The sequence below is a fragment of the Flavilitoribacter nigricans DSM 23189 = NBRC 102662 genome (genome assembly GCF_002646595.1).
In the GTDB taxonomy this organism is placed as follows: domain Bacteria; phylum Bacteroidota; class Bacteroidia; order Chitinophagales; family Saprospiraceae; genus Flavilitoribacter; species Flavilitoribacter nigricans.
Window position 1 is genome coordinate 145,525 of the sequence record NZ_PDUD01000034.1, and the last position, 26,333, is coordinate 171,857.

The 26,333-nt window shown below is 51.0% G+C and carries 24 protein-coding genes; 6 read left to right on the forward strand and 18 right to left on the reverse strand.

Annotated features, from left to right (window positions below):
• Positions 1-31: 31 nt before the first annotated feature.
• The gene (locus CRP01_RS29020) at positions 32-463 is read right to left on the reverse strand and encodes a cold-shock protein (RefSeq protein ID WP_099153568.1); all 432 of its coding nucleotides are present in this window, start codon (positions 461-463) and stop codon (positions 32-34) included.
• A 374-nt stretch (positions 464-837) separates the two neighbouring features.
• Here CRP01_RS29020 and CRP01_RS42495 point away from each other — a divergent pair, with 374 nt between their 5' ends.
• Positions 838-2,397 (forward strand): carbohydrate-binding family 9-like protein, encoded by a 1,560-nt coding sequence (locus CRP01_RS42495; RefSeq protein WP_170110586.1) that lies wholly within the window; start codon positions 838-840, stop codon positions 2,395-2,397.
• Positions 2,398-2,601: 204 nt separating this feature from the next.
• Here CRP01_RS42495 and CRP01_RS29030 read toward each other — a convergent pair whose 3' ends face one another.
• The 9 genes from CRP01_RS29030 to CRP01_RS29065 all read right to left on the reverse strand — a co-directional run bounded on the left by CRP01_RS29030 (position 2,602) and on the right by CRP01_RS29065 (position 13,045).
• On the reverse strand, positions 2,602-2,892 hold the full coding sequence (locus CRP01_RS29030) for a DUF2188 domain-containing protein (RefSeq protein WP_099153569.1): 291 nt from the start codon (positions 2,890-2,892) through the stop codon (positions 2,602-2,604).
• A gap of 53 nt (positions 2,893-2,945) precedes the next feature.
• A complete protein-coding gene (locus tag CRP01_RS29035) occupies positions 2,946-4,787 on the reverse strand; it encodes a metallophosphoesterase (RefSeq protein ID WP_099153570.1) in 1,842 nt (613 codons plus the stop codon).
• 75 nt (positions 4,788-4,862) lie between these two features.
• Entirely contained in the window at positions 4,863-5,858 is a 996-nt protein-coding gene (locus CRP01_RS29040; protein ID WP_099153571.1) for a hypothetical protein, read from the reverse strand.
• 5 nt (positions 5,859-5,863) lie between these two features.
• Positions 5,864-6,001, reverse strand: a complete 138-nt coding sequence (locus tag CRP01_RS42500) for a hypothetical protein (protein ID WP_170110587.1) — start codon at positions 5,999-6,001, stop codon at positions 5,864-5,866.
• A gap of 70 nt (positions 6,002-6,071) precedes the next feature.
• Positions 6,072-7,202, reverse strand: coding sequence for an MBOAT family O-acyltransferase (locus tag CRP01_RS29045; protein WP_099153572.1), 1,131 nt, complete (start codon positions 7,200-7,202; stop codon positions 6,072-6,074).
• 79 nt (positions 7,203-7,281) lie between these two features.
• Complete coding sequence (locus tag CRP01_RS29050; protein WP_099153573.1) at positions 7,282-9,111, reverse strand: AMP-binding protein; 1,830 nt, start codon at positions 9,109-9,111, stop codon at positions 7,282-7,284.
• 11 nt (positions 9,112-9,122) lie between these two features.
• A complete protein-coding gene (locus tag CRP01_RS29055; RefSeq protein WP_099153574.1) occupies positions 9,123-11,960 on the reverse strand; it encodes a class I adenylate-forming enzyme family protein in 2,838 nt (945 codons plus the stop codon).
• An 86-nt stretch (positions 11,961-12,046) separates the two neighbouring features.
• Positions 12,047-12,487 carry a GNAT family N-acetyltransferase gene (locus tag CRP01_RS29060; RefSeq protein ID WP_099153575.1) on the reverse strand — a complete coding sequence of 147 codons (441 nt, stop codon included), beginning with the start codon at positions 12,485-12,487 and terminating at the stop codon, positions 12,047-12,049.
• A 114-nt stretch (positions 12,488-12,601) separates the two neighbouring features.
• On the reverse strand, positions 12,602-13,045 hold the full coding sequence (locus CRP01_RS29065) for an ABA4-like family protein (protein WP_099153576.1): 444 nt from the start codon (positions 13,043-13,045) through the stop codon (positions 12,602-12,604).
• Between the two features lie 118 nt (positions 13,046-13,163).
• Between CRP01_RS29065 and CRP01_RS29070 the strand changes: the two genes are divergently transcribed.
• Complete coding sequence (locus CRP01_RS29070; protein WP_143473576.1) at positions 13,164-13,562, forward strand: DUF5655 domain-containing protein; 399 nt, start codon at positions 13,164-13,166, stop codon at positions 13,560-13,562.
• Between the two features lie 11 nt (positions 13,563-13,573).
• Here CRP01_RS29070 and CRP01_RS29075 read toward each other — a convergent pair whose 3' ends face one another.
• The 4 genes from CRP01_RS29075 to CRP01_RS29090 form a co-directional block, all read right to left on the reverse strand.
• Complete coding sequence (locus CRP01_RS29075; protein ID WP_099153578.1) at positions 13,574-13,786, reverse strand: hypothetical protein; 213 nt, start codon at positions 13,784-13,786, stop codon at positions 13,574-13,576.
• A gap of 210 nt (positions 13,787-13,996) precedes the next feature.
• On the reverse strand, positions 13,997-14,320 hold the full coding sequence (gene trxA, locus CRP01_RS29080; RefSeq protein WP_099153579.1) for a thioredoxin: 324 nt from the start codon (positions 14,318-14,320) through the stop codon (positions 13,997-13,999).
• A 132-nt stretch (positions 14,321-14,452) separates the two neighbouring features.
• Positions 14,453-15,346 carry an AraC family transcriptional regulator gene (locus CRP01_RS29085; protein ID WP_099153580.1) on the reverse strand — a complete coding sequence of 298 codons (894 nt, stop codon included), beginning with the start codon at positions 15,344-15,346 and terminating at the stop codon, positions 14,453-14,455.
• A 158-nt stretch (positions 15,347-15,504) separates the two neighbouring features.
• On the reverse strand, positions 15,505-16,266 hold the full coding sequence (locus CRP01_RS29090) for a DUF6503 family protein (protein WP_099153581.1): 762 nt from the start codon (positions 16,264-16,266) through the stop codon (positions 15,505-15,507).
• Between the two features lie 96 nt (positions 16,267-16,362).
• Here CRP01_RS29090 and CRP01_RS29095 point away from each other — a divergent pair, with 96 nt between their 5' ends.
• Positions 16,363-16,839: a YybH family protein gene (locus CRP01_RS29095; RefSeq protein WP_099153582.1), complete on the forward strand. Its 477-nt coding sequence runs from the start codon at positions 16,363-16,365 to the stop codon at positions 16,837-16,839.
• Between the two features lie 80 nt (positions 16,840-16,919).
• Here the strand turns inward: CRP01_RS29095 and CRP01_RS29100 are convergent, their stop codons facing one another.
• Positions 16,920-18,095 carry an acyltransferase family protein gene (locus tag CRP01_RS29100; protein WP_099153583.1) on the reverse strand — a complete coding sequence of 392 codons (1,176 nt, stop codon included), beginning with the start codon at positions 18,093-18,095 and terminating at the stop codon, positions 16,920-16,922.
• Between the two features lie 288 nt (positions 18,096-18,383).
• Complete coding sequence (locus CRP01_RS29105; RefSeq protein ID WP_099153584.1) at positions 18,384-19,562, reverse strand: helix-turn-helix domain-containing protein; 1,179 nt, start codon at positions 19,560-19,562, stop codon at positions 18,384-18,386.
• Positions 19,563-19,692: 130 nt separating this feature from the next.
• On the opposite strand from CRP01_RS29105, the gene CRP01_RS29110 reads away from it, so the two are divergent.
• Entirely contained in the window at positions 19,693-20,256 is a 564-nt protein-coding gene (locus tag CRP01_RS29110) for a PhnA domain-containing protein (RefSeq protein WP_099153585.1), read from the forward strand.
• Positions 20,257-20,370: 114 nt separating this feature from the next.
• On the opposite strand, the gene CRP01_RS29115 is transcribed toward CRP01_RS29110, so the two are convergent.
• Together CRP01_RS29115 and atpD are read right to left on the reverse strand one after the other, a co-directional pair.
• Entirely contained in the window at positions 20,371-20,685 is a 315-nt protein-coding gene (locus tag CRP01_RS29115; RefSeq protein WP_099153586.1) for a F0F1 ATP synthase subunit epsilon, read from the reverse strand.
• Between the two features lie 180 nt (positions 20,686-20,865).
• A complete protein-coding gene (gene atpD, locus CRP01_RS29120; protein WP_099153587.1) occupies positions 20,866-22,389 on the reverse strand; it encodes a F0F1 ATP synthase subunit beta in 1,524 nt (507 codons plus the stop codon).
• A gap of 774 nt (positions 22,390-23,163) precedes the next feature.
• Between atpD and CRP01_RS29125 the strand changes: the two genes are divergently transcribed.
• Both CRP01_RS29125 and CRP01_RS29130 read left to right on the forward strand, forming a co-directional pair.
• Positions 23,164-24,873 carry a peptidase domain-containing ABC transporter gene (locus CRP01_RS29125; RefSeq protein ID WP_099153588.1) on the forward strand — a complete coding sequence of 570 codons (1,710 nt, stop codon included), beginning with the start codon at positions 23,164-23,166 and terminating at the stop codon, positions 24,871-24,873.
• A gap of 34 nt (positions 24,874-24,907) precedes the next feature.
• Positions 24,908-26,287 carry an HlyD family secretion protein gene (locus CRP01_RS29130; RefSeq protein ID WP_099153589.1) on the forward strand — a complete coding sequence of 460 codons (1,380 nt, stop codon included), beginning with the start codon at positions 24,908-24,910 and terminating at the stop codon, positions 26,285-26,287.
• Positions 26,288-26,333 lie beyond the last annotated feature (46 nt).

Consider the following 26,333-nt stretch of genomic DNA (forward strand, 5'->3'; position numbering starts at 1 on the left):
TCCGGCAGATCCCACCTAAAACGATCCTTAATCAAATCAGTTTTACTTCGATGGCAATTGGGCCTTTAGGTCCTTTGCCGACCTCAAAACTGACTTTATCATTATCCTTGATCCGATCGATCAGGCCTTCTACATGAACGAAAAAGCTGTCTTTGGTCTCCTGATCAATAATGAAGCCATAGCCTTTTTCCTCATTGAAGAATTTCACCGTACCGTTTCGGACAAAATCGGAAGCGTCTGATTTCTCCTGTTTCGGGGTACTCACATCTATGTCTTCCGCTTTGATCTTTTTCCTTTTGGCAGGATCGGGAGGGGTCGGGGTAAGGTTGCCGAATTCGTCCACATACATGAACTCGGGTGTACTTGTATCGTCGTTTTTGCGTTGTTCTTTTCTTTCCTGCTTTTCCTTCTGCCGCTTTCGCTTTTTCTTCTCTCTTTCCTTTTTGTTGAAACTGTCCGCCATAAATGCTTATTAATGCGAAAAAATAATGGCTATGATCAGCATTAAACGGATAGTTTGTGGAATTTCAAAGTATCTAGTTAAGACTGAAAATAATCTGTCACTGGTAAATGTAACCATTTAAAATTTAAGCAAGCCGGGAAGCCTGTTTTTATTTAGGGTCTTCCACAGGAATGCGGCCGGACCTTTATCCTTCAATAAATCCAGTCAACCGGTTCCGGAGCGGGAAAGATGGGAACCGGCAGGAGGATTTCCGTCAGAATTCTCCCATTCCGTACTTATTAACTATTAAATCCATAAATTGGATGGAAAGTCAGGAGCGGGCGAAGGATTAACCGTTACCCTTCCTGACCAGCTAACACTACAAACCCAGTATCATGAAAGACCATCTTAAACACCTTTATCGGCTCCTAACGATATTTCCCATTTTCCTGCTGTGCAACTTATCGGCACTTTCCGCTCAGGAAGTTCCCCTGCAGGTGATCGTCATTGGCGCCCACCCCGATGACGCCGATCTTTGTGCCGGCGGTACGGCTTCGCTATGGGCCAGTATGGGGCACAATGTCAAATTCCTTTCCCTCACCAACGGTGATGCCGGGCACCAGGATACGGGAGGCGGTGCCCTGGCCAAACGCCGCCGTGCAGAAGCCAAAGAATCCGCCCGCCGCCTGGGCATTGCTGAATACGAAGTACTGGATAACCACGACGGAGAGCTCACTCCTACCCTCGAGGTACGCCTGCAGGTGATCCGCCGGATCCGTCGCTGGAACGCCGATGTAGTCATCCTGCCCCGGCCAAACGATTACCACCCCGATCACCGAAATACCGGACTGGTCGTGCAGGACGCCGCCTATATGGTCATTGTCCCGAACGTGGCGTCGGATACGCCCCCACTGGAGAAAAATCCGGTCTTCCTCTACTGCCAGGATCGCTTTCAGAAGCCGAATCCCTTCGAGGCCGATATCGCAGTGAACATCGATCCGGTATTTGAAAAGAAAGTAGACGGACTGGATGCGCACGTCTCTCAGTTTTACGAATGGCTACCCTGGACCGTACAGGCCCTCGATCAGGTACCCGAGGATGTAACGAAACGCAAACAATGGCTGGCGAATAACCGACGTCGCCCCATCAATCCGGCCATCAAGACCGCCCTCGAGAAATGGTACGGGCCCGACTTCGCTTCGGAAATACAAAATGCGGAAGCTTTCGAGATCTGTGAATACGGGCGGCAGCCCGATGATGCGGCCATTCGGCAGTTATTCCCGATGCTGGGCGTAAATACCCCGAGTATCCGGGCCGAAAAAACCCTGGAACCCATGCGGATCGACGGTTATCTGAACGAATCGGTTTACGAAACGGCCGGTCTGGTCTACCTGAGAAATAGCGTCAACAAAGAAGCCATTGATGATCCGGCCTACGCTACCACCGTACAGGTAGCCTACGATGACACCCATCTTTACGTAGCTTTTCACTGTCCGGATCGGGATATTCACAGCAGTTTTAGCAAAAGAGATGAGCACCTCTGGAAAGAAGAAGCCGTCGAGGTATTTATCGATACCGACGACGAACCGAACAACTATTTGGAGCTGGAAGTCTCTCCCAAAAATGTGCTGTACGACAGCTACATTGTCGATCCGAAAAATATCGATGTGGAAGAAACGCTAAAGTACAATCTGAAAGGCATAAAAACCGCCGTGGCCCTGTCCGGTACTACCGACAACCGAAAGGATACGGACCATTTCTGGACGGTGGAAATGGCTATTCCCTTTGCGGAAATTGCCGAGGATTTCCATCCGGATCAGTTGGCGGGTAACAGTTGGAAGATCAACTTCTACCGGATCAATCACGACGCCAGCCCGATCGAATATATGGCCTGGTCGCCAACGGAAGGTAGTTTTCACCGACCGGAACGCTTCGGTCGGATCATTTTCCGGTAGGATCGTTGTTCAATCCGCAGCGGGAATCATTGGAGAAAGAAAGGCTTCCCGCTGCGGGGGAACTAATCCCGGCCCAGATGGCGATACAATATGACAATGGTCATAACCTACCTCTTCTTCCTGTTTCACTAAGATTTTGCCGAATAATAAAGGTAGAAAGTGGGTGTCTGACACAATGCGTTGCAGCCGATGACCGGACTTCGGTTAATCATAACTCACCCGGTCCCGGATCGTTCCGTCTTCCCGGTGGATTATCACGTCCGATTTATAGTTGCGGGCGATGGATTTGGCCCGATCGATGGCATCGCTCTGGTATTTGTAGGTAGCGGTTACCCGCTCGTTACCTTCGCCCCGTACCGCCCAGCCGTCCTCGTAGGGCACTACGTGCTGGTGGTGCGTGCGGGCGCTCGTACGAACGCCCATATTTTTCAAAATGATCTTGGCTATCTTTTTGAGCAGATTGACCCAGAAATTGGATTTGCGGATATCGGACATAGTTTTCGCAGTTCAAATTAAGTGACCTAAGATAGCATTTCCCCGATAAAGGATCATTTTTTCAGTTCCATAAAATCCCGGAGTCGTCCCTCCAGATCGTACATACGGAAGGAAAAAGTCCCATCAAATATATCCACTTTACAAAAGTGATTACCGCGCTGCACCTTGTTGGAAAACCAGGAAGGTGTGGGCGTAAAATCTTCCAGATGGCCGCCACCGCCACCGCTTTTGATGTAGACGACGCCATCCTGCTGGTCGATCCGGCCGTCCTTCAGCGGCCAGGTCCGTTCGTAGGCGTGCACGTGCCCGTAGAAAACCACATCAACTCCGACCGATTCGTACAGATCGATCAGGTCATCGAAGCGGGGATCCGATCGGCGCGAGGACTCGCCCCGCCAGGTATCCCCAAAATCATTTTCGTCCGAAGAGACCGGGCAATGGTGGTGGGCAACGATCTTCCATTTCGCCTTGGATTGGGCCAGCCCAGACTTTAGCCATTCGTACTGTTTACCCCCTTTTTGCAGTTCCGCGCGGGCATTGCTGTTCAGCATAAAAAAGTCAGCATTTCCGTAGCGAAAAGAATAATAGGCTTCCGGATCCGGCAGGCGATGGTAGCGATTGTACCAATAGAGATCCGACTCGCCGTTGCCGGGTACCGGATAGAATGGGATCCGGCTCGCCACCGGCGTGATGCCGGTAAAATATTCGTAATTCCACTCGAATTTGTGATCTTCCTGTCCGCCGTCGGTGACATCGCCCAGGTGCATGATGAAGTTGGGGCGTTCTTCCCACATCAATTCCCCCAGGCGGTGGTTAACGTGCGGCCGGCTTTCGGTATCACCGATGATACAAAAGGAGAAGGCGGACCGATCCGCTACGGTCGTCGAGAAGGTAAGCGTACCGGAAGACGTACGGCTTCCATCGGCGGCGATGGCGGTGATCTCGTAGTAGTAAGGCGTCCCGGGAGATAATCCTTCCAGCGTTATTTCCTGAATGTAGGCCGACTCGTCAATAGTGAGCTTATATTCCAACGGTAAAGTGGTTCCGTAGGTGATCTCAGCCCGGGCCATGCGATCCGTTTCCCAGAGGATATTCATGCTGTTCTGCGTGGCGTAGTGCAGATAGGGTCCGGCGTTGAAGTGAAAGGTCTCCGGAAAAAGTTGTCCGCTCTCCACCCGTTGCTGCAATTCCTTAAAACGGGTATTGATCTCCCCGGGTTCCAGGGCATAGTTATACAGTCGGGAAGCTTTTACCAGATTGGCGATTTTCATGTAACGTTCTTCCCCGAAATAACCGGCCACTTCGATCTGCGGATTGGGGGGAAGTTGGAGCGAACCGGACGCTTCACCAGATTCCGCCAGCAGTTCCCCGTTCAGGTACAGTTTTGTGCTCCGGCCGTCATAAGTACCGACCAGATGGCCCCAGTATTTTTTCCAGCCCCGTCCGATCTTTTTGGTCAGGGATGCGGTTCCGCCGTCGGTCCGCACGTGCCACAATACCTCATCGCCGTAATTACCCAATAACCAGGCAGCCTCTTCCGGTTCGGATTTGCCCCGTACGCTGATCAGGGCGCCAACCGGCAAATTGACGTGGTTCAAAAGCCACATTTCTACGGAAAAAGGTCCGGTGGGCAAAGTCTCCGTTTCCACAAAATTGGTGATGCGCTCGGTGGGATGCTGCTCGTAAAAAAGAATAGGTGCTCCCTGGGTCTTAAATCGCTGGAACCTGCCTTTCGGCGGTTCTATTTTCTCCCCCGGATAGTTTGCCGCGTTCCGGGCGAGCGTATAATTTGGATGGAAGGTCCAGTCGCCGATGATCGTACGGCCGGTCTCCTGGCTATAGCCCGCCGTCGACCAAAAGGCGAGCAGGCCCATAAAAAGTGGTAGGTATTTCATAAACGGCGAAGCTAGGCAAATTGCAAAACCCCGATGGAAACTGTTTTTTAAGTTTCTGTAAATTCTCGGGTTACTTTACTGACGGGAATCCGCCGCACTTCCATTATAATGCTGTTCGATCCTTTCCGCCAGCCACTCCGAATAGATCTGCTGTCCGTATTTATTCAGGTGACTGATGTCCCAGTAAAAGCGAAATGGCAATGGCCGTTCAAAGGTCCAGTAATCCACTTCGAATCGCTGCCGGTAAGCCTCCAGCAGGGATACCCTGCGGCGCAGTTCCCGCTCGGACATATATTGTCCCTCAATGGCCGCCGGGCGGGGCAAATTCAGGATCACCAGATCCGTGCCGCTATCGGTCAGCTGTTCGGCCAGTCGGTTAAACTTCCGGGTATATCTTCGTTTGCGAACGCTGCGTTCCTGAATTTCGAATTGGATGCTATCCCGGTGACTGATCACCGAATCGGCCTGTTTATAGCGGACATCAAAAGTGATCGTCGAATCTATTTGTCGCTTAAGTCCCGGCTTAGGAAAAGCCGAAGGAAGGAGTCGGTGTTTCAGGACATTGAGATTGTGAACGTAGCGTTTCTGGAATTGGACCGGTAAAGGATTCGGCCAATCCAGTTCCGGCAGCGGTTCAAAAAAAAGAACCTGATCCTCGATGCAGAGCAGATCCGGCCGGGCATTTTCCAGGTACGCCAGCAGGTCGGGATCTTCCAGCATTTTGTAGGAGGCTCCTGCGTAAAATACCCGGTTTACGTGTACGGGTTTGCCGAGCTGCTGAAAAAAGTGCTCAAAGAAGGAATCCCTCAATACGCCCTGAGCGGTCAATGAAGACCCGAAAATAATTACGTGATAGGCTTCTTCCGGCACTACTTCGTTACGGATCAGATTATGTAACCGCACTTTATAATTGGCATACCGCATTTCGTGAGAGTCCAGGAAAGCAGTATCCCCAGGCAGACGCATTGCCCCCAGACCACCAAAAACCAATACGGCCAGGGTAATCACGACGGCCCAGGCCCCCAGAGGCAACATTTGCTTTTTTTCGGATCTGAAAATATTTCCAAACATAAGGCTCAATAATTCAGGTAACGCAGTTCACCTTCGGGCGTCAGGCTCATATACAGGATCAGCAGGATCAGCATCAGGTACCACAATCCGGTCAGGACCGTACTCCATTTTCGACTTAGATATTTTTGTAGAAATTCGTACATACTCATTGGTTAAAAGGGCATTTCCAACAGTTAGTCCTCGGCCCCTGCCCTTCATCGGTGTAATAGATCCCTAAGCCAGTCCCAACAACAATCGATACGTTTGCACAATCGCCTGCCAGTTCTCCTCCTTCACGATCACGAAACTAAATAAAACGAAGTGGAAGGTCAGCAGAATAGCCCAGTAATCGTATGCGGGTAGGCTGTTCTGCAGCCGCTTTGATAGTTCGGATCGATTGTACAAATGCCAGACCGCTACGCCCAAACCGTGGTAAACACCCCAGATGATGTATTTGAGGGAGATCTCATGCCACAACCCAATGACCAGCATCGTCATAATGATCCCGATGATGGGCTTGCGGGTAATGCTCGCCATGGGCGTATACACGTAATCCCGGCACCAGGATGACAAAGATATATGCCAGCGATTCCAAAATTCATTGATATTCGGGGCCAGAAACGGATAATTAAAGTTTTCCATAACGCGAAAGCCCAGCAACAGCGCCAGCCCGATCGCCACGTCGGAATAGCCAGCAAACTGAAAATAGGTATTCAATGTGTAATTGAGCACCCGAAGATAGGTAGCCAGCCATTCGTTCTTTCCCTCCAGCGCGGTCACCACGGCGGTCAATTTGTTGGTAAGCAAAAAGTTGCCGATGATCACGATCTTGGCGTAGCCGTACAAAATTCGTTCCAGCCCTTCGGAAAAAAGATTGGCATCCCAGCGACGGCGGTAGATATTGCGCAAAAAGGGTTGAAAGCGATTGATAGGCCCGATCAGTATGGTCGGCAGGAAAAACATATAGGCGGCATAATCCCCGAAGTTGTGCGGTCCTACCTTGCCTTTATACCGCTCGATAGCGTAGTGGATCTGCCGAAAGGAGTAGTAAGATAAGCCCAGTGGTATCAGTCGGTCGACCGGAGAAAGTAGTGCAGCGCCAATCCCTATTTTGTAGAGTACAAAGATGGTAATGTTCTGGACTAGTATCAGTATGGTGGCGGTTGTTAAAGACAGTGAAGTCCGAAAGATCCAGTAACTGCTGCCGGTAGTCAAACCCAGAATGAGTAATGAGACCGGCGCTTCCAGTGCCAGAAACAGGACCGTGCCGGCCAGGATCACCCAGATCTGCCAGCGGGCGGGACTCAGCCAGGTGATGAGCGTCAGCGCAAGACCGAAAAACAGGATGTAGGTCAGTAGGTCCAATTTTCAGTGCTAAGGTGTTAAAGTTTTGAGGGGTTAATGTTTAGCAGTTGGATCGTTAATCTGAATGGGTAATTACCGTTTACCTGGCCTTCTGCGATACGATCTTTTCCGCTTCCCGGATCGTACTCATGACCATAATCTCCTTCGAGCTGAGCCGGATCTTGAATTGTTCTTCCAATTTGGTAACAAAGAGCAGATGGGCCATAGAATCCCAACCGTCCAGGTTTTCGGCCGTAGTGTTGATATTGATCTGTTGACGGGGCACTTTAAATGCCTCAGCGGCAGCGGCAAAAATGCCCTCCCGGTGGCTTTCTCCCTGAACAGCATCCGCAACATCTTCCTTTTCCAGCAATTCGCGAACGGCCCGTACCTTGATCTTCCCGGAGATCGTTTTGGGCAGTTCGTTCAGGAAAAAGACCTGTTTGGGGATCTTGGCCGGTTCGAGTTGCGTGCGGCAGTGCTCGATGATCGCCACCGCGTCCAGGTCCGTACCGGCTTCTCCGACCACACAGGCGTGTAGGTTTTCTCCGAATACGGGATCCGGCACGCCGAAACAAACCGACTCCACTACCGCCGGATGGGTATTGATGATCTCACTGACTTCTTCGGGCTGAATATTGATACCGCCGGAGATCACCAGGTTTTTCTTCCGGCCTACCAGTTTATAAAATCCCTCTTCATCCCGCACGGCGATATCCCCGGTATGGAACCAACCATCTTGTAGGGCCTGCCGGGTGGCCTCTTCGTTATTTAGGTAATTCGTCAGAAGATTATCTCCCTTGATCAGCAATTCCCCCGCCTCCCCGGAGTCGAGTTCCCGTCCTTTATCATCAACGATCCGGAACACACAGTCGATGGGTTTACCGATGGTACCGACCTTCCGCGTTTGCTCTTCCGGACCGCTGTAGCTCGCTCCGACCACCGTTTCGGTCAGCCCGTAATTATTGACCACCCGGGTCTGGAAGGTCTTTTCAAAATCTTCCCACAATTTCACTTCAAAGGGCGCCGCTGAAGTAACGATATACCGAAATTCCTCTCCACTAAAACTGTCCTCATAACCTTCGGCGAGTTTCAGCAGGAACGCAAGCATCGTCGGTACGGTAATGAAATGGCTGATCCGATATTTATAGATCGCATCGAAGATCCGGGGCACCTGATCCACGGTAAATTCCATGGGATGGTACCAGCCGGCCGTATTCAGAGCCGCCAGTACCGGTCCCTGCATAATGCCATCGGTATGATAGGTGGTGAGAATATTGAAAATCCGGGAATGCTCGTCCAGCTCGTAGACCCGCGTGATGGTATCCAGATTGGCCCACAACGCCTTATGGCTGATCTGTACGGCCTTCGGCGTCGAGGTCGTCCCCGAAGTGAAGAGGATGTAGGCGATGGTCGCCGGATCGATCCGGTCCGGGAAATCGGCTTTCGGCATTTCGGCCAGGGTTTCCAGGAAGGATTGCTCTCCCTTTCCCGTCGACTTTTTACCGCCGAGCATTTTTTTAAAGAGCGTACCTTTCTTTTTGGCTCTTTTCACCCACCGAAAAAGGAATCCTTCCTTTTTTTCCAGATCCCATTTATCGACCAGGGAAGCATCCACAAAGAAGCCTTTGGGTGCACAAAGCGCGATGAGTTCCGCGGCCCGGATAGAACCCAGATCGGGATCCATCAGGATCACGGTGATGCCGTAGCGCAGGCCGGCCAGCACCAGACTGCCCAGGGCAAAATTATCCCGGCTGGAAAGAATGACCCGGTCGCCGATCGTCAGGCCCTGAGCCTGGAAAACCCCACCGATGCGGTGCACCGTATCGGTAAGTTCGGCGTAGGAATAGGCTTTCTCTAATTGAGCAAACGTTTTATTCTGAACGGATTTTTGCTCTAACCGCTGGAAGATCTCTGTAATATCTGACACTACTCTCGGGATTATATCGTTAATGCAGTCTTCAATACTTTGCCGTTGGCATTACGGGGCAAAGCATCGGTAAAATGGATCTCAACCGGTACATTCCGGTCGCCGATCTTTTCCGTAATGAATTTTTTGAGTGCTATTCGGATGGGCTCTTGGTCCGTAACCGCTTCGGTCAGGACGATGAAAGATAACATTTTTTCTTTTTCTGCTTCGATCACCGGCACCACTGCTGCTTCCTGCACCGAAGGGTAACGTTCCAGTATCTGTTCGACCTCCGACGTATACACCAGCAGGCCGTCGGCCGTTTTGATGATCTCTCTCTTCCGCCCCTTTAGCTGTACGTTACCGGCGGCATCGATAGTGGCGATATCGCCGGTATAGAACCAGCCTTTCCGAATCACACTGCGGGTGAGTTCTTCCCTTTGGTAATAGCCCTGCATAATATTCCGGCTGAAGATCCGGAGCTCTCCCTCCGCACCGGGCACAACGATCTCCCCGCTTTCATCGACCACCTGCGCAATGCAATCGCAGGCCCGCCCGATGGTAGAGCTATTCAGGTCCGCAGCTCCTTCTTTTTCGGTGATGCAGATACCGGTAGTTTCCGTCAGGCCGTAATAATTCAGGATTGCGATCCCGAAAGCTTCGTGGAAGGCTTGTTTGAGTTCCACGGAAAGCGCACTACCGGTGCAGATCACCTGGCGCAAGCTGGTCAGATCCGCCCGTACCCGGCGTTCGAACTGGACCATCTGATTGAGCAGTGCCGGAGTAGTACCCAGGATCGTGGCCTGGTGCTGAGCGATGCTTTCACACAGGCCGAACATATTACTTTTACTCATCACCGTCGGGATCACCACGGCGGCTCCTACTTCCAGGGGTGCGAAACAGGCATTCCGCAGCCCACTCATCGCATCCAGTTCACCCACGGCGAAGAAACGGTCTTTCGTCTGCCAGTGAAAACTCTCCGTGACCAGTCGGCTGCTTCTCACTAATTGTGCGTGGGAAAGCATGACACCTTTCGGGATCCCGGTGGAGCCCGAAGTATACAGGATCACAGCCAGATCGCCGGGGGACACCTCCACCGAAGGAAATGCGGTATCTTCTTCCTGATCGGCCAGCCAGTCCGAGAACAATTCGAATGCCTCCGGCTCGTGTTCGCCGTCAAACTGAACCACCCGCTGGTCGGTCAGCAGGTCCCCGAAAACACCGGCAACGTGTTCGTCGATAAAGGTCAGCCGGGGCCTAACCTCTTCCAGGATATGCGCAACCGTGGCAGGTACCAGCTTATATTCCAGCGGTACCACGACCAGGCCGCTTTGCACCGCCGCCAGAACAGTGAGCACCGCTTCGAAATTATTGATGGTGATCAGCGCCAGCCGATCTCCCCGCTGCAAGCCTTCTGCCGCAAATTTTAGCCGGATCTGCCGGATGATCTCCTGGCAGTCGGCGTAGGTAAATTCACTTTCGTCCCACTCGGAGATCAGAAAGAGTTCATCGCCGTACCGGGCAACGGATCGTTGCCAGAGGACGGTCAGAGTGAGTTGCGATTCCGGCAAAACGTATTCCTGGGTGGTGATGTATTGTTGCAGGCGCATCTGATCTTTGGTGACCGGTACCAATTGCACAATATCCCGTTCCTGCATATCCTGCAGAATTGGCAGTAGATCGGCAACGGGGAGTTCCAGTTCCGCCGCTATTTCCTGTACGGTATACAATTGACCAGCCAGATACAGCGCTTTTGCGGCCACTCCCGATAAGCGGTAATCTTCTGCTCTGGATAGTTTTTCCAGATAGATCGGGTGGCGATCCAGCAGGTAGCCCACCCGGTCCGAATATTTGGCCCGGTCGATGCGCACCAGTTGCCGGCTGTAGTCGATATGCAGGAGCGGATTGACCAGGATATGGCAGGATTCCGGATCCTGCAGATCGGCAAAACGATAGGCTTCCAGCTGTTCTGATTCCGCCCAGGATTGGGGCAAAATGGCCAGCATTGCATTATAGTGATGACTATTCGGTTGGGAAACGATCGGATGGGGTTGCTGCTCGTATAGCTCGTTCAGCGCAAACATTTCCGGCTCGGGGAACACGAAGCCCTGCCTTCCGGTATTCTCAAATAACTGACCGAAAAAGGCATCGTAATCCAAACCGTGTAGTTGCCGGCAGCCCCGCTCAAAAAAGGGCTCCGGTTCGGAATTGCTCAGGTGTACGTGCGGGAAAAGAATGGCTCCGTTTTCCGGAGTGATGCGTAGCAATTCCTGCAACAGCAAAGACTGGTCGAAACGATGAAAGGTATCGAGCCCAAAGACCAGGGCCACGCTATCATCCTCAAATGGCAGGGGTTTGTTCAGATTGGCAAAACCGACCTCCATTTCGCGGCGCGCCACTTCGTCCTGATACCAGAAATGAAAACCTTTGTAACCCAGTACATCCTTGTCCCCTTCCCATAGGGTGATCACCCTTTGTTCGGGAAAAAAACCCTGCAGTAAAGCGCCCAGCCAGCCGGTACGATCCCACAGATTGAGAATGGTGGCCCCGGCGGGCAGCTTCTTTTGCAGTAATTTGATAAACGGAAAAAAGGCCTTGCAGGCTTCGTTGAACGACTGAAAACAGGCGTATATATCGTAACTCGGACGGCGGGCTTTCTGCCGCACAAAATTTTCGTATTCCTGCTCAAATCCGGCGCTGGCGCGCAGTAGGTCTTCACATTTTTGGCGCAGGAGTTTTTCGGAAAAAAAGTCCGCTTCGTTGAAATAACAGACGTTTTTCACCACGGGTACGGCAACGGTAAAATCCGAATTGTAGCAGACTGCGGTGTTTTCATCAAACTGGCGGGTATGCGGAAGATTGTAGATCATGGGTTCTGTTTTCAAATATTCCCTAAAGAACGCCAATCATTGGAAATCTTCCAATTGCCGGGATCACTTTAAGTTTTTTTCCTATGCTACTGTACCACTAATTTCATCTCGTACAGGTCAAAGCCTTCCGCCCAAAAATCCTTTTCGGTCTTCAATAGCTCAAAGCCCATTTTTTGGTAGAAAGTATAGGCAAGTTGGGAGGTCCGGACCGTAATTGCCCGAATATCCGGATCTTTTTTGATCTCCGCGATCCGGTGCAGAATGAGCTTTTTTCCGATCCCCCGCCGCTGCCAGTTGGGATGCAGAAAATCCCATGAGATCCGGGCCTCGGTACCGTCCGGTGTGTAATTGATACCGCCCGCTCCGATCAGTTGCCCGTCTTCTTCCACTACGAAGTAACTTTCCAGGTGCTGATCGAGGTATTCCACAAAATCCTGCTCCTCGGAAGGGGCAAAATATCGGGGGATATTGAGTCTCAGTAGTTCGAGCAAAACTGGTTTGTCTTCAAGCCGGTACGGTCTGATCATAAGAAAAAAGGATTGTTGAGTAACTACGCCCAGCCGGTACGGGCATTTTTTCCGGGTATCGCAATGATACGGACTGTTGTCTTCTTACGACGTCGCGAAAGCTGTCGGAATATTCTAGGAAGACTGCGTCCAATCGATAAAGTAATTCCTGGTTACGATCCAGTGCAGGATCAGATACAGCAGCAGTCCCGAAGGCCCCAACATAAAAGTAAATAACAAACACGGGATGATCAAATAGCGATTGATGCCCTTTCGCATCGCATCAAAGGTAATAAACCAACCCGCCAGCAGATCAAAGGCCAGATAATGTACCCAGCCGGTCAGCACCGCTCCCCGATCTCCGAACAACTGGATGATGCCTTCCAGACTACCAAAACTTTCGAAGTCTCCAAAGCTGATACTGCCAAATACCAGATAAACGTACAAGGCTGCCAATAGCGTAATGATGATACTGATGACAATGCGGCTGGTCCATTGCCATTTGGGGGCAATGATCAGCAGTAACCAGCCCGGCAGCACCATGGCATTGGCAATTTGAAAGAGTTGATCGTAGGACATGAGCAAAGTATTTGACGGCAGGATGGCGTCTGCCGGTTTAATGGGCAGATCGCTCAACCTTATTGAGTACAGAAAGTTAGATAAGGTAGCTCAATTTTACCATAAACCATATTTCCTCATGAATATTTGCCCCAAATGCGAAAGGACCTTACCTCACCCGAACGCCTGGCATTATTGCCGCAAGGTGGATCTCGACAGTCTTTTTGTGGGTAAGAGTGATGAAGTGGTATTGATTGCCGACACTATTCTGGCGGAACTGATCGGCTGGGAGGGGGTTTCTTTCAGTCCGACCAAAAACTGCGTGGTCTTTGTGCGCAATAAGACCTTTCTGGTATTAAAACCTCTGAAAAACCAGGTAAACCTAAAATTCTACCTGACGGAGGTCTGTCATGAATTTCCGATCGTGAAATCCATCCCCTGGAACAGCAAGTACGAAAATCACATTCGACTACAACGGGAAGCGGAGATCAACGCAAAGGTGCTCCGCTTTATTCGAGACTCTTACGAGATCTCCTAACCGGCGCTCTTTTACAAGCGCCGGTAGCCGATGTATTTCTTTACAAACCGCCGGATAAATCCATTACGGCTGTTAATCTCGGCACATTGCCCTTTATCCAGATTGAAATAAGCCGGTACTTCTTTATCCCACTGAGAAAATCCCCAACAGTTCGGACAGTCATTGATCTCACAGATGGCCAGATTGGGCGTAAGCAGGTTATTGATCCATTTTTGAACAGACATGATCTTCGATTTTTAAGGAATTGGCCGATTGTATCCCGGTCGGTCGTTACACCGACTCAATTTACCGGCGGCAAGGATGAGAAAATAGGGCGGGCACTTTAGTCCCGCCCCTCTTTAACAATCACATAGTAATACCTAATCAAACTTTAAACAAACCATAGGTCCTCAGTCACTGAACTGGCCTATAGTGATTTGTCGGGTGATGCCGGACTAAGCAGTGACCGAATACTCACGGATCTTATTCTCCAGAGCAGTTTCGGTTTGGACGCCCACCAGGCTTTCCTGTACTTCTCCATTTTGCAGGAAGAACAGCGCTGGAATACTGCGGACACCGAATTGCTGAGCCAGCTCGGGGTACTTATCCACATTCACTTTGGCGATGATAAAATCATCGGCGTGCTTTTCGGCCAGTTTTTCCACGGTCGGCAGCAATACCTGACAAGGACCGCACCAATCGGCGTAGAAATCCAGCAGTACAGGTTTGCCGCTTTCGGTGATGGCTTGGAAGTCGGCTGCATTTTTTATCGTTCTCATGATGATCTTGTTTTTGATTACTTTGTCATAATTGACAATGCAAAGATGCAGGCAAAAACAAGCGGATAGAATGGACAGAAGTTCCCGACACTTGGACAAATAGGTATAATCGGGCCGGCAGAAGAGTCCGGACTAGGAAATTACGCGATCATTCTGGTAAGTATCCCGGTAGGCCTGGGGAGATTCCGAGGCGGCCTTTTTGAAATAGCGGGTAAAATAGGCGGGGTCTTCAAAACCCAGTTCGAATGCGATCTCCTTGATGGTCTTCGCGGTGTAGCGCAGATCGCGTTTGGCTTCCAGCACGATCCGGTCCCGGATGGTTTCGGTAGGTGTTTTATAGCCGTGCGCTTTGAGACGTTTGGCTAAGGATTTGGGCGAAACGAATAATTTTTCCGCATAATCGGAAACGGCGTGAATGGTACGGAAGTGTTTTTCCACCAGAGCGATGAAATCCTCCGCCAGACGGCTTTCCGAATCATTGGCCTCCCCGGTCCAACCGGCGCGTTCATCGTACATTCGTAAGACTTCGATCAGGAACATCCGTAGGTAGGTCTCCAGCATTTCCCGGTGCGCTTTACCGGGTTTTTCCAGTTCGCGGATCATATTGCTGAGCAACAGCTGGTAGGGCGCGGCTTCCGCCGGAGACAACTGCAGCGTAGTGGCCCGGTGCACATTGTTGAACAGCACCCCATTGCAGGCAATCTCTTTGCCATGGGTCTCCACGCAGTAAAATTCCCGGTTGAAACCGATCTGATAGCCGGATTTTACCGCTTCGGATTCAACGGTAAGCACCTGACCGGGAGATAAACAAAATATCCCGGCGCCATTGATCTCCACATCCTGGAAGTCGATCTGATACTTGCCCATGCCTTCCTCCAGGAAATAGATCTGGTAATGATCCGCACGATGGTTGTGATTGGCCACACAACTAGTTTCCAGTTGGATGCGCTGTACCTCAAAAAAAGTAGGTGTGCCGGTAGTCAGCGGCTCCTGATAGCGATATTTCTGGACACTGGAAATAGACATGCTTATTCAGATGATTTCTAAAGGATACGTTCACTCCCCGAAATTGTTCAAATGTAAATGTTGGTTATCGATCCTCCGGGGCCAAGCGTCTCGCAACGGACATACCCAAGAGACTCTGGCGTATTCGACACTGCATCGATGACCTCAGCCCAGGACCTTTATTCTACCCGGTAATCACCGTACAGATAATCGGCCCGGAGGTACAACTTGTTGCCCAGGCTGTCTATGCGATAGCTTTTTCTCGCTTTATTAAAAAGGATACCCCCTACCCGCTCGTAGGTCAGGTTTTCTACCAGACTGAAGTGATCACTGGTTTTCACCCAATTGGCTACGATCTTGCGATCCGGGCGGTCGAAATAGTATCGCCATATATCCGAAGTGGCGTGATTGTCCTGGGCGTCCGCATCGTAGTTGACCTGAATGACATCCACCACGCGTCCGTCTGCTAGCGTCTGCTCACCCCGATATTCCAGGCGGGAACCGGGGTCCAGTAATTTGAACGGCAGTCCCACTACGTAGGTAGATGTATTGACCGCCTGCTCCAAACTTTCCTGGGATGCTTCCACCAGCGTGTCATTCACGGTGCGGGTATAGCGATCGTTGTCGAGTATCGTCCGGATGGTATCTCCATTTTCAATCGAAACGATTTCCAGCTTCAGGGGATCATAGCGGTAATCGTGCACCTGCTCGTACCGGCGCTCTTCCTCCCCTGACTCCAGCAACAAACTAAAATCTTTGGAATACTGCAGGCGGCGGATGGCTTCCCAGCGGTCCATGCCGCCGGCGTAGGCGATCGCTTCCCGGATGATCGCGCGGGCCTGCAAATCCTGGACCTGGGCAAAGCGATCCTCCGGTTCTTCCGGTTCGGACGATCGGCAGCTGCCTAATAACAGTACGGCGAGCAATAAGGGATACTTCATGATTGAGTATTTAGACGTCATCGTTTTCCGCAGAGAAGATAAGAAACAAATCGACTATTGTGCTGTTGATTGGACAGTTGAAATACGCAAATGCCTATGACCTCCATTCCTCCTATCTATTTTCGGGAGCCCGCAGCGCTACCGGAACACTTCGCACAAGCCTGGAACGAGCGGAAAGCCGAGGCCATTGCCGGCCTGTTTAGCGAAGATGCCGAATTCATCAATGTCGTCGGCCTCTGGTGGCACGATCGGCAGGCGATCTTCAAAGCACACGATTACGGCCTGAAGCATATTTTTGATCATTCCCATTTGGAGATCCGCCAGACCAAAGTAAGGGAGTTATCCGAAGACTTCGCCATCGTCTACTCCCGGATGCGTCTGAGCGGGCAGACCGCCCACGGAATGGTCGACCAGCCCGGGGTACGTTTTAATATCTTTTCTTTTGTGGTCCAGCGACGGGAAGCGGGCTGGATCTGCATTTCCGCCCACAATACGGATCAGATCCCGGGCAAAGAGACGAATGTTGTAGGCCCGTCGGGTGACATTGAAGCCGTAGATTACCGAGACCAGTAAACGATTGACCGAAAGTCGGGCGAAGGGCCGGACAATTTTCAATCCATGTGCCACAGCCCTCGCCGGCAATTAGATCAGCGCTAGGTGAGCTGCGGATCCAGTTGTACTTTGGGTTCCGGAACGGTTTCAACGGCTTTTTTCTCTTTGATGCCGAACAGGATTCGGCCTAATTTGAACCGCCTGACCAGTTCGTACAATCCCCAGCAGGAAAAGAAGGTGGCCACTGTAAGGATCGTGAATTTCACGCCCAGAGACCATTCCTTTTCGATCAGGAAATAAGCAAAAATAATGATCAGGGTCTGGTGAAAAATGTAAAAGGGATACACCGCCCGGTTGCAATACGCCAGTAGCGGACTTGGCCGGTTGAGGTATTTGGCGCCATATCCGAATATGACGACCAGCCACATGAAACAGTTCGTCACCTTAACGGCTGCTTCGGTAAAATGCACAATTACCCCATCTTCAATTTGCCAGAATACTCCCGCCAGCAGGCTGAACGTGACCAATCCGATGATCAGTGCCGGTTGCTTCAGGCGATCCAGCGCGGCCCAGAAATCCTCCCGCAGCAGCATAAAGAGAAAACCGTAAAAGAAAATGATGCCGTAATGAGCGTGGGCAAACCAGTCCCCGTAATAGGCGTGGGTGACGTTGAAAAAAGGCTCGATGAAGGCCTCCGGAAAGTACAGCGGAATGATGAAGAGGAACAATCCATATTTTTTCCGGATCTGCTTTCGGCACCAGTTCAAAAAGCGGTTCTCCGGGTGTCGGCGAAAGTACAGAAACAGCGGCGCCAGCAGCAGGGTGTACGTGAGCAGGTAGGGTAAAAACCACAAATGATGCCAACTGAAGTTACCCGTGGGATAGATGCCCTTGAAAAATTCTATCGGATAAAATTCAAAATAACTGCCGGTGAACTGCCCTTCCACTAATCGTTCCACGTAAACCTGCGGCGCGATCAACACCAGGGTGCCAAATAAGAACGGGATCCCCAGGCGGATCAGTCGCTCCCGGGCAAAAACCTTACCCGATCGATACGATAAGGCGAAATAGGTGCCCATGCCCGAGATCAGGAATAAGGCCGTCAGGCGCCATTGGCTCAAGAAACCCATCGGTAAATACAGCCAGTCGTAGATCACATTGTTCTTGATGTGCCAGCCCCAGGAATTGAAGAACATGCCGATGTGAAAAAAAATAAGTAATCCGAAGACAATTACCCGGATCCAGTCGAGGTCGTACCGTCTAATCTTTGTTTCCATTTTCTGTTTTTTTTGATCACAAAGGAGCGGGGAGAAAGGGGAAAATGCCAGAAATTGGGGCGTACGGAAGTGCAGAATTGCAATTTCGAACGGGAATGGAGGGAAATCCGGGTCTTTTTCCGATTTACAGGATAGTTCGGTGAGAACTATCTCCCTGGCTACTGGATGAAATGAGAATGAGAGGGTGACCAGGAGACTCGGAGAAGGTGAGAAAAGCAATGCCCTTTCCCTTTCTCCGGGTCTTCCGGTCCCTATCCGCCTATTTTTAAAAAAAGTCCGGTAAGGTAATTATCCCCGCTGTTGCTTCACAAACTGACTGGGCGTCAGTTGGGTCTGTTTCTTAAATGCGGCGTAAAAAGCCGATTTGGATCTAAAGCCCACCGAATTGCCGATACCTTCGATATTGAGATGTTGGTAGTCCGGATCAAGCAAACGCAATTGTGCCGCTTCGATGCGGTAAGTATTGATAAATTCATTAAAGTTCTGGCTCAGCTCGGTATTGATACTTTGGGAAAGATAATTGGCGGGAATATTCAGTTTTTGCGCCAGGGTTTTGAGGGAGCAATCCGGCTGCAGATAACAGGGATCATCCGCTAACAGGCGACGGAGTTTTTCCAATACCGTGCGGTGCTCGGAGGCCATACCGGAAGTTTCGTACTTATCCGCGATCCAGGCATTTTCAAAAATGCGCGATTCGCTGGTAATGAAAGATCCGATCGCCAACACGCCGTAGGCCAGTACCACTCCAATATAATGATCGCCGGCATCGGTCTCGTAATTGAAATAGACCACGATAATGGCCAGCAGGAAAAGAACGGTAACCAGGATCAGGTTGCGCACATACCGCAGCTTGCTCTTTTGCCGGATCTTGAAAAGGGATAGCTGACCTTCCCGAATAGCACGGGAGACCAGGCGAAAACCAAGGATCAGATACATAGTCCCCATCAGGTAGATCAGCAGGCGAAAGTTTTCCTTGAGCCACATCCAATGCGGATCGATGATCCACTGGGCCCGGATATAGTCGATCTCTCCCTGATGAAAAGCCCCGATATGGGCGTTCATCTTGATCTCCCGGGGCTGGATAAAGTACAGCCACTCGTAAAGAAAATAGAACACCGGGATTAGAAAATGCTGGTAGTGGGTGCGCAGTTGGATCTTTTCCCGGCGAATGATCGCCAGTAGGATCAGGTGAACCAGCGGGAACATCAATAGTACGAGACTTTCGGTCGTATCATTCAGATGGATCGTGTATTTCATGAGGCCCGTATAGCCCAGGAAGAGATCGGCCAGAGCCAGTCCGATACACAGCAGCAGGGCGCCCAGCAAAGTATTCGCCTGGTTGTTGCTCCCGCGATTCCGGATAAAAATGAGCACTGCGAGGTAGAGGCCGTAAAACGCGCCGAAGGCGATCAGGTAAGAAAAGACATCGTGCCGGATGGATATTTGCTGAAAGGCCTGTTCGAACATAGCGCTAAGCTAGGGCATTTTTGCCTTCCAGTCCAGCCGGAGTCTCAAAATAAAATTGGGTTTGCCGCCCGATCCAGTCAGAAGATCACTAAATTCGCGCGAATTTATTGCTTGGCTCAAATACACGAAAATGTCCTTACCATCCGAATTGATCGATCGTTCCGAATCCAAATGCGAACTCTGCTCCGCTACCGAGCCTCTGGAGGCCTACACCGTGCCACCGCGCTCCGGAGAAAATCCCGACGATCAGGTGGCCGTATGCCCGGTCTGCCTGGATCAGCTCGAAAATCCGGACCAGCTACAGCCCGAACACTGGCGCTGCCTGAACGAAAGCATGTGGTCGCAGGTACCGGCGGTACAGGTTGTCGTTTACCGTTTGCTGAAGCAGTTAAGCGGAACGGACTGGGCCGCCGATCTGCTGAATATGATGTATCTGGACGAAGCGACCCTGGAGTGGGCCCAGGCCGGCAGCAATAGCGTGATCCACCTGGATAGCAACGGCAATCAGCTCGAAGCCGGCGATACCGTTACGCTCATTCAGGACCTCAACGTAAAAGGGGCCAATTTTACGGCCAAAAGGGGCACCGCCGTGCGTCGCATCCGGCTGGTACCGGATAATGCCGAACAGATCGAAGGTAAGGTAGAGGGGCAACAGATCGTCATTCTGACGAAATACGTGAAGAAATCCAACTGACCGAGACGGCATTTCTCCGGCGGGAGTTGCCGGAGCATATTCCCAAAAACAAAGATCCCGAATCCTCCAAAATGGAAGATCCGGGATCTTTTTATGTATCTCTTCAACTGTCGGTTACTTCACTACTTCTTTCACTCCCCGCACCAACAGTGAAACTTCGTCGTTCAACACTTCGATGAAACCGCCACCGATCTGAAAGGTGATCTTTTTGCCGGCATCGGCTGCCGTATGCAGTGTACCACTGGCTTCATCGAAAACACGGTGCTCACCGTCTGCGGTCACCAGGCTCACTTTCCCGGCTTCCAGAGAAGACACGATGGGCGCGTGGCCTTTGAGTACCTGGAATTCACCCAGCGTACCGGGCACTTTCACAGAAGTGATATTGCCATTGAAAATTTGGCGATCCGGAGTTAATACCGTAATTGTCATAATCGATCTTCGATAATATCTCGGTGGCTACCTTTGCCGGCAGGTCTTTATTTCCGGTACTTACCCGCTCTGGTAGCGCAACCTGAACTAAATAATATATTTTTCGCCAGCCTCATCCGGCCTAAGCTCAATCTTTCGCCGACTGAGACTGACGACTACGATTCGGCCTTCGCCTAATCGTTATGCATTCGCTTCGGCGTCAGCCAGCAACTTCTTACCTGCTTCGATCGCATCATCGATGTTACCTTTCAGGTTGAAGGCGGCTTCCGGATACTCATCTACTTCTCCGTCCATGATCATGTTGAAACCACGGATCGTTTCTTCGATGGGTACCAGTACTCCCTGCAGACCGGTGAACTGTTCGGCCACGTGGAAAGGCTGAGAAAGGAAACGCTGTACCCGGCGGGCGCGGGTAACGACCAGCTTATCTTCGTCAGACAATTCTTCCATACCCAGGATCGCGATGATATCCTGCAATTCGTTGTAACGCTGCAGAATGTTTTTCACGCGCTGAGCGGTGCGGTAGTGCTCATCACCAACGATTGCCGGATCCAGGATACGGCTGGTAGAATCCAGAGGATCCACTGCCGGGTAGATACCCAGAGAAGCAATTTTACGGCTAAGTACCGTAGTAGCATCAAGGTGAGCAAAAGTGGTTGCGGGGGCGGGGTCCGTCAAGTCATCCGCAGGTACGTATACTGCCTGTACGGAGGTAATGGAACCGCGCTTGGTAGAAGTAATCCGTTCCTGCATCAGACCCATCTCGGTAGCCAGTGTAGGTTGGTAACCTACCGCTGAAGGCATCCGGCCCAAGAGTGCAGACACTTCAGAACCAGCCTGCGTGAAACGGAAAATGTTATCGATAAAGAACAGGATATCACGGCCACCGGTCGGGTCGCTCATGTCCCCGTCACGGTAGTATTCGGCGATCGTCAGTCCGGAAAGTGCCACCCGTGCACGTGCTCCCGGAGGTTCGTTCATCTGACCGAACACGAAAGTCGCTTTGGATTCTTTCAGCTCTTCGGCATCAACCTTACTGAGGTCCCAGCCGCCTTGCTCCATAGATTCCATAAAGTGTTCGCCGTATTTGATAATACCGGCTTCCAGCATCTCCCGCATCAGGTCATTCCCTTCACGCGTACGCTCACCCACACCGGCAAATACGGAAATACCGTCGTATCCTTTGGCAATGTTGTTGATCAATTCCTGGATCAGTACGGTCTTACCTACACCAGCACCACCGAACAAACCGATCTTACCCCCTTTCATGTAAGGCTCGATCAGGTCGATCACTTTAATACCGGTATACAGTACCTCTTTCTCAGTAGAAAGTTCTTCGTAGGTAGGCGGCTTGGCGTGGATCGGACGGGCATTTTCACCCTTAGGTACGTTCGGCATACCGTCGATGGCTTCTCCCACCACGTTAAACAGACGTCCTTTGATCGCTTCACCGGTAGGCATCGCGATGGCGAGGCCGGTGTCGGTTACTTTAGTACCGCGGGTAAGTCCGTCGGTAGAATCCATTGCGATGGCCCGAACACTATCCTCTCCCAGGTGCTGCTGCACCTCAAGAACCAATTTTTCTCCGTTCGGACGAATAATTTCAAGTGCATTGAAGATCTCGGGAAGTGCAGAGCCTTCTGCCGAAAAACTTACGTCAACTACAGGCCCGATCACCTGTTTTACCTGACCGATATTTGCCATACTGATATTATTATTTGAACTGTATTTTGATTGTCAGCTAGTCTTGACGTTACAAATCCAGGGCCGAAAATCGAATGGAAGCCATTAAAAATCAACCGCTATCCACTCCGGCCTTCCGGACTCACAACTCCAACAGCACCTAGTGCCGTTTTCGAAGGGCTTTCTAAAAACCAGCGCAAAAATAGGCTTTTGTCTTGATAATCAAAAGAAAAATGCAAATTCTGACTATCAGATAATTGTCAAAAGGAAACAGTAAATCAGGCGCTTACGCTTGGAAAAAGCGGAATATGGGGTAAGTGCTAAAACGAACACCGCCCACTTCGGCGAATGCTTAGAATGAAATTCGGCAAAAGGCGTCAGGTAGCGTATAAAGTACGCCCGGCTACCCATCAAAGATTTCTCAGGAAGAATTTGCCCCAAAGTGCGGAAAATCAATATTCCATACCGTGCAGCGCGTTATTTTAGCAGAACATTCCCGGCCCGGGCATCCGATCGACATTGAATTCGAGCAAAGATCTTTACAATCGCCGATCCGGGCTGTTATCAATTACAGAAAAAATTTGTTTAAGGTACTGGGAACGGTTAGGCCCTGCAGATCAATATATTCCGGTAAAGAAAATACGACCGGCTCTATTTTTTTTCTGCAAAAAATCGTCATTACGCAAACCTTAAACGAATTTATGCGTTCAGATAGATGTAACTACATGATAGTTTTACTATTATAACACAAAGTCTTACTAACTATATATTATGGTTGCCACACCTACTCCTAAGATGAAACCACACCAACGGTTTTTCAGTTTACTGAAACTGGATCGAAAAGACATCACCTACGTTTACATTTACGCGATCATTTCCGGATTGATCACCCTGAGTCTGCCGTTGGGAGTACAAGCGATCATCGGACTCATTGCGGGCGGCAGCCTTTCGGCTTCGCTGTTCGTGCTGGTTGCCATAGTAACGGTTGGCACCGCTTTCGCGGGCATACTGAAGGTGATGCAGTTATCGGTTATGGAGACCATTCAGCGACGGGTATTCGCCCGCTCGGCTTTTGACTTTTCCTACCGGCTGCCCCGCATGAAATTGAACTCACTGGCCAACTATTATCCGCCGGAACTGGTTAACCGATTTTTCGATACAGTGACCCTCCAAAAGGGCTTACCGAAGATCATTGTAGAGCTTTCGGCCGCTGCCCTGCAGATCCTTTTCGGGCTGGTGCTCATTGCGTTTTACCATCCGTTCTTTGTGTTTTTCGGAGCTTTCCTGCTGGTATTATTCTACCTGATCGTCCGGTATACCGGGCCTCAGGGGTTAAGGACCAGCCTCAAGGAGTCCGATTACAAATACGAGGTAGCTTACTGGCTGGAAGAACAGGCCCGGGCGGTCAATACCTTCAAGCTGGCCGGTAATGACACCATGGCGCTCAATAAGACCGACAACCTGGTGAGTAATTACCTGTTTGCCCGTAGCAAGCACTTCCGGATCCTGTTGATGCAGTACGGTAGTATCGTGGCTTTTAAGACCATCATTACGGCAAGTCTGCTCTTGCTGGGTGGATACCTGGTGATCGAAAATCAGATCAATATCGGACAATTCGTTGCCGCGGAGATCGTCATCATTCTGGTGATCGCTGCGGTTGAGAAGTTGATCATCAATATGGATGTGGTCTACGATGTGCTCACAAGTGTGGAAAAACTGGGGAAAGTCACGGATATTCCACTGGAAAAAGAAGGTGATATGACCTTCACCGATCTGCAGGAAAACGAAGGACTTTCCATATCACTGCGCAATCTTCACTTTCAGTTTCCCGATGCGCGTTCACCGACGCTTAGGGGACTGGACCTGGAAGTCCGTTCCGGCGAGAAAGTTGTCATTGCCGGCTACAACCGATCCGGCCGCGCTACGCTGATGAGGGTAATTTCCGGGCTGTTAACCGATTTTTCGGGCCAGCTGTGTTTCAACGGATTCCCGGTCAATAATCTCAACCTGGGAAGCCTGCGCAAATACATCGGCGATTACTCTGTATATGAGGACATTTTCAAAGGCAGTATTCTGGAAAATATCACCCTGGGGCACCCGAGTGTTTCGATCGAAGAGGTCATCTCTGCAGCGCAGGAACTCGGCCTTCATGAATTCATCGCCTCCCTGCCTGATGCTTACCATACGGAATTACTGCCCGAGGGGCGAAACATTCCGCACCACATGCGTACCCGCCTGATGCTGGCCCGCTCTATCCTCGCCAACCCGCTGCTGCTCACCGTAGAGGGCTTTTTCTCGGGAATGGAAAAAGGAGATCGCGAGCTGGTGATCAACTCCCTGACCGCACCGAATCGCACCTGGACGATGCTGGCAATATCCGACGATCCCCTACTGGCCCAGCGATGCGACCGCATCATCATTATGCAGGACGGAAACATCATTGCTTCCGGCAGTTACGAGGAACTCAAGGACCAGCACCATTTTAAAGCCGTGTTTAAGTTATAAGCCTTCATTATCCAGATTAAAATCGGCAAATGCCATGCTTAATATTTCAAAAAATTCCATCAATCCGAAAGTTGTTACGGAGCATTTCCAATCCTTTCAGCAAACGAGCCTATCCGGCTCCCATCGGATGTTTCAGCGCTGGCTGATCGGGATACTGATCACCGTCATTCTGATCCTGTTCCTTCCCTGGACGCAAAACGTTCAGGCCGACGGTAAAGTGACGACCCTGCGCCCTTCCGAACGTCCACAGGTGATCACGACTGCTATCGGCGGCATGATCGACACCTGGTACGTACAGGAAGGCCAACTCGTTAAAAAGGGAGACACCATTGTTCACATCACCGAGGTGAAAACGGATTATTTTGATCCGGACCTCGTCAACCGGACACAGGAACAGGTATTCGCCAAAGAGGGCGCCATTCGCGCCTATAATTCCAAAGCGGTAGCCCTGGACGATCAGATCCGGGCCCTACACCTGGAATGGCAGAATAAACGCGGACAACTGGAAAACAAGGTGCGGCAAATGGCTTTCAAGATCACCGCCGACAGTGCCGCGGTAGTGCAGAGCGAGCTGGACGCCGACATCGCCCGGCAGCGGCTGGTACGTACCCAGGAACTCTACGATGCCGGTATCAAATCGCTGACCGAACTGGAGGAAAAGAGGCTAAAGGTACAGGAGACCGCCGCCAAAGTGATCACGAACCGCAACAAACTGGCGGAAAGTCAAAACGAACTGGCGAATACCAAACTGGCCCTCAGCACCGCCGAATACGAATACCACCAAAAGGTAGCCAAAGCGCAGTCCGATCGTTTCGCTACCCTATCCAGCTTACACGAAGCTGAAGCGGGGGCCAGCAAATTGAGGATACAGACGGCCAATTACGCCCAAAGGAACAACATGTACTTCATCACCGCTCCCCAGGACGGTTACATCACGCAGGCCATAAAGGCCGGCCTCGGTGAGATCGTCAAGGAAGGGGATCCGATCCTGACCATTATGCCCGCCAATTACGAACTGGCCGTGGAAATGTACGTCCAGCCAATGGATCTCCCGCTCATCACGACCGGTCAGGAAGTGCGGTTCATTTTTGACGGATGGCCGGCTTTCGTTTTTTCCGGTTGGCCCGGACAGTCTTTCGGTACTTTCAGCGGAAACGTCGTTGCTATTGATAACAACATTAGTCCAAATGGCAGCTACCGGATCCTCGTATCTCCCAAATTGGCTCAGGACAGTATGGAATGGCCCCGGGCCTTACGCCCCGGTTCGGGTGCCCGGGGTATAGCGTTGCTCAATGATGTTCCGGTGTGGTACGAGATCTGGCGACAACTGAATGGCTTCCCTCCGGACTTTTACGCCAGGAACAAAACGGAGAAAGAACCCAAGATGAAGGCTCCGGCGAAAAGTATAAAATAGCGGAAGGTCGTTCCGTGCTATCTTTTTCGAGGCAGTGATTTTGCAA

Bases quoted from the DNA above. Each gene is read 5' to 3' on its own strand.
- CRP01_RS29020 (WP_099153568.1), bottom strand. From the start codon at position 463: ATGGCGGACAGTTTCAACAAAAAGGAAAGAGAGAAGAAAAAGCGAAAG.
- CRP01_RS42495 (WP_170110586.1), top strand. From the start codon at position 838: ATGAAAGACCATCTTAAACACCTTTATCGGCTCCTAACGATATTTCCC.
- CRP01_RS29030 (WP_099153569.1), bottom strand. From the start codon at position 2,892: ATGTCCGATATCCGCAAATCCAATTTCTGGGTCAATCTGCTCAAAAAG.
- CRP01_RS29035 (WP_099153570.1), bottom strand. From the start codon at position 4,787: ATGAAATACCTACCACTTTTTATGGGCCTGCTCGCCTTTTGGTCGACG.
- CRP01_RS29040 (WP_099153571.1), bottom strand. From the start codon at position 5,858: ATGTTTGGAAATATTTTCAGATCCGAAAAAAAGCAAATGTTGCCTCTG.
- CRP01_RS42500 (WP_170110587.1), bottom strand. From the start codon at position 6,001: ATGTACGAATTTCTACAAAAATATCTAAGTCGAAAATGGAGTACGGTC.
- CRP01_RS29055 (WP_099153574.1), bottom strand. From the start codon at position 11,960: ATGATCTACAATCTTCCGCATACCCGCCAGTTTGATGAAAACACCGCA.
- CRP01_RS29060 (WP_099153575.1), bottom strand. From the start codon at position 12,487: ATGATCAGACCGTACCGGCTTGAAGACAAACCAGTTTTGCTCGAACTA.
- CRP01_RS29065 (WP_099153576.1), bottom strand. From the start codon at position 13,045: ATGTCCTACGATCAACTCTTTCAAATTGCCAATGCCATGGTGCTGCCG.
- CRP01_RS29070 (WP_143473576.1), top strand. From the start codon at position 13,164: ATGAATATTTGCCCCAAATGCGAAAGGACCTTACCTCACCCGAACGCC.
- CRP01_RS29075 (WP_099153578.1), bottom strand. From the start codon at position 13,786: ATGTCTGTTCAAAAATGGATCAATAACCTGCTTACGCCCAATCTGGCC.
- trxA (WP_099153579.1), bottom strand. From the start codon at position 14,320: ATGAGAACGATAAAAAATGCAGCCGACTTCCAAGCCATCACCGAAAGC.
- CRP01_RS29085 (WP_099153580.1), bottom strand. From the start codon at position 15,346: ATGTCTATTTCCAGTGTCCAGAAATATCGCTATCAGGAGCCGCTGACT.
- CRP01_RS29090 (WP_099153581.1), bottom strand. From the start codon at position 16,266: ATGAAGTATCCCTTATTGCTCGCCGTACTGTTATTAGGCAGCTGCCGA.
- CRP01_RS29095 (WP_099153582.1), top strand. From the start codon at position 16,363: ATGACCTCCATTCCTCCTATCTATTTTCGGGAGCCCGCAGCGCTACCG.
- CRP01_RS29100 (WP_099153583.1), bottom strand. From the start codon at position 18,095: ATGGAAACAAAGATTAGACGGTACGACCTCGACTGGATCCGGGTAATT.
- CRP01_RS29105 (WP_099153584.1), bottom strand. From the start codon at position 19,562: ATGTTCGAACAGGCCTTTCAGCAAATATCCATCCGGCACGATGTCTTT.
- CRP01_RS29110 (WP_099153585.1), top strand. From the start codon at position 19,693: ATGTCCTTACCATCCGAATTGATCGATCGTTCCGAATCCAAATGCGAA.
- CRP01_RS29115 (WP_099153586.1), bottom strand. From the start codon at position 20,685: ATGACAATTACGGTATTAACTCCGGATCGCCAAATTTTCAATGGCAAT.
- atpD (WP_099153587.1), bottom strand. From the start codon at position 22,389: ATGGCAAATATCGGTCAGGTAAAACAGGTGATCGGGCCTGTAGTTGAC.
- CRP01_RS29125 (WP_099153588.1), top strand. From the start codon at position 23,164: ATGAAACCACACCAACGGTTTTTCAGTTTACTGAAACTGGATCGAAAA.
- CRP01_RS29130 (WP_099153589.1), top strand. From the start codon at position 24,908: ATGCTTAATATTTCAAAAAATTCCATCAATCCGAAAGTTGTTACGGAG.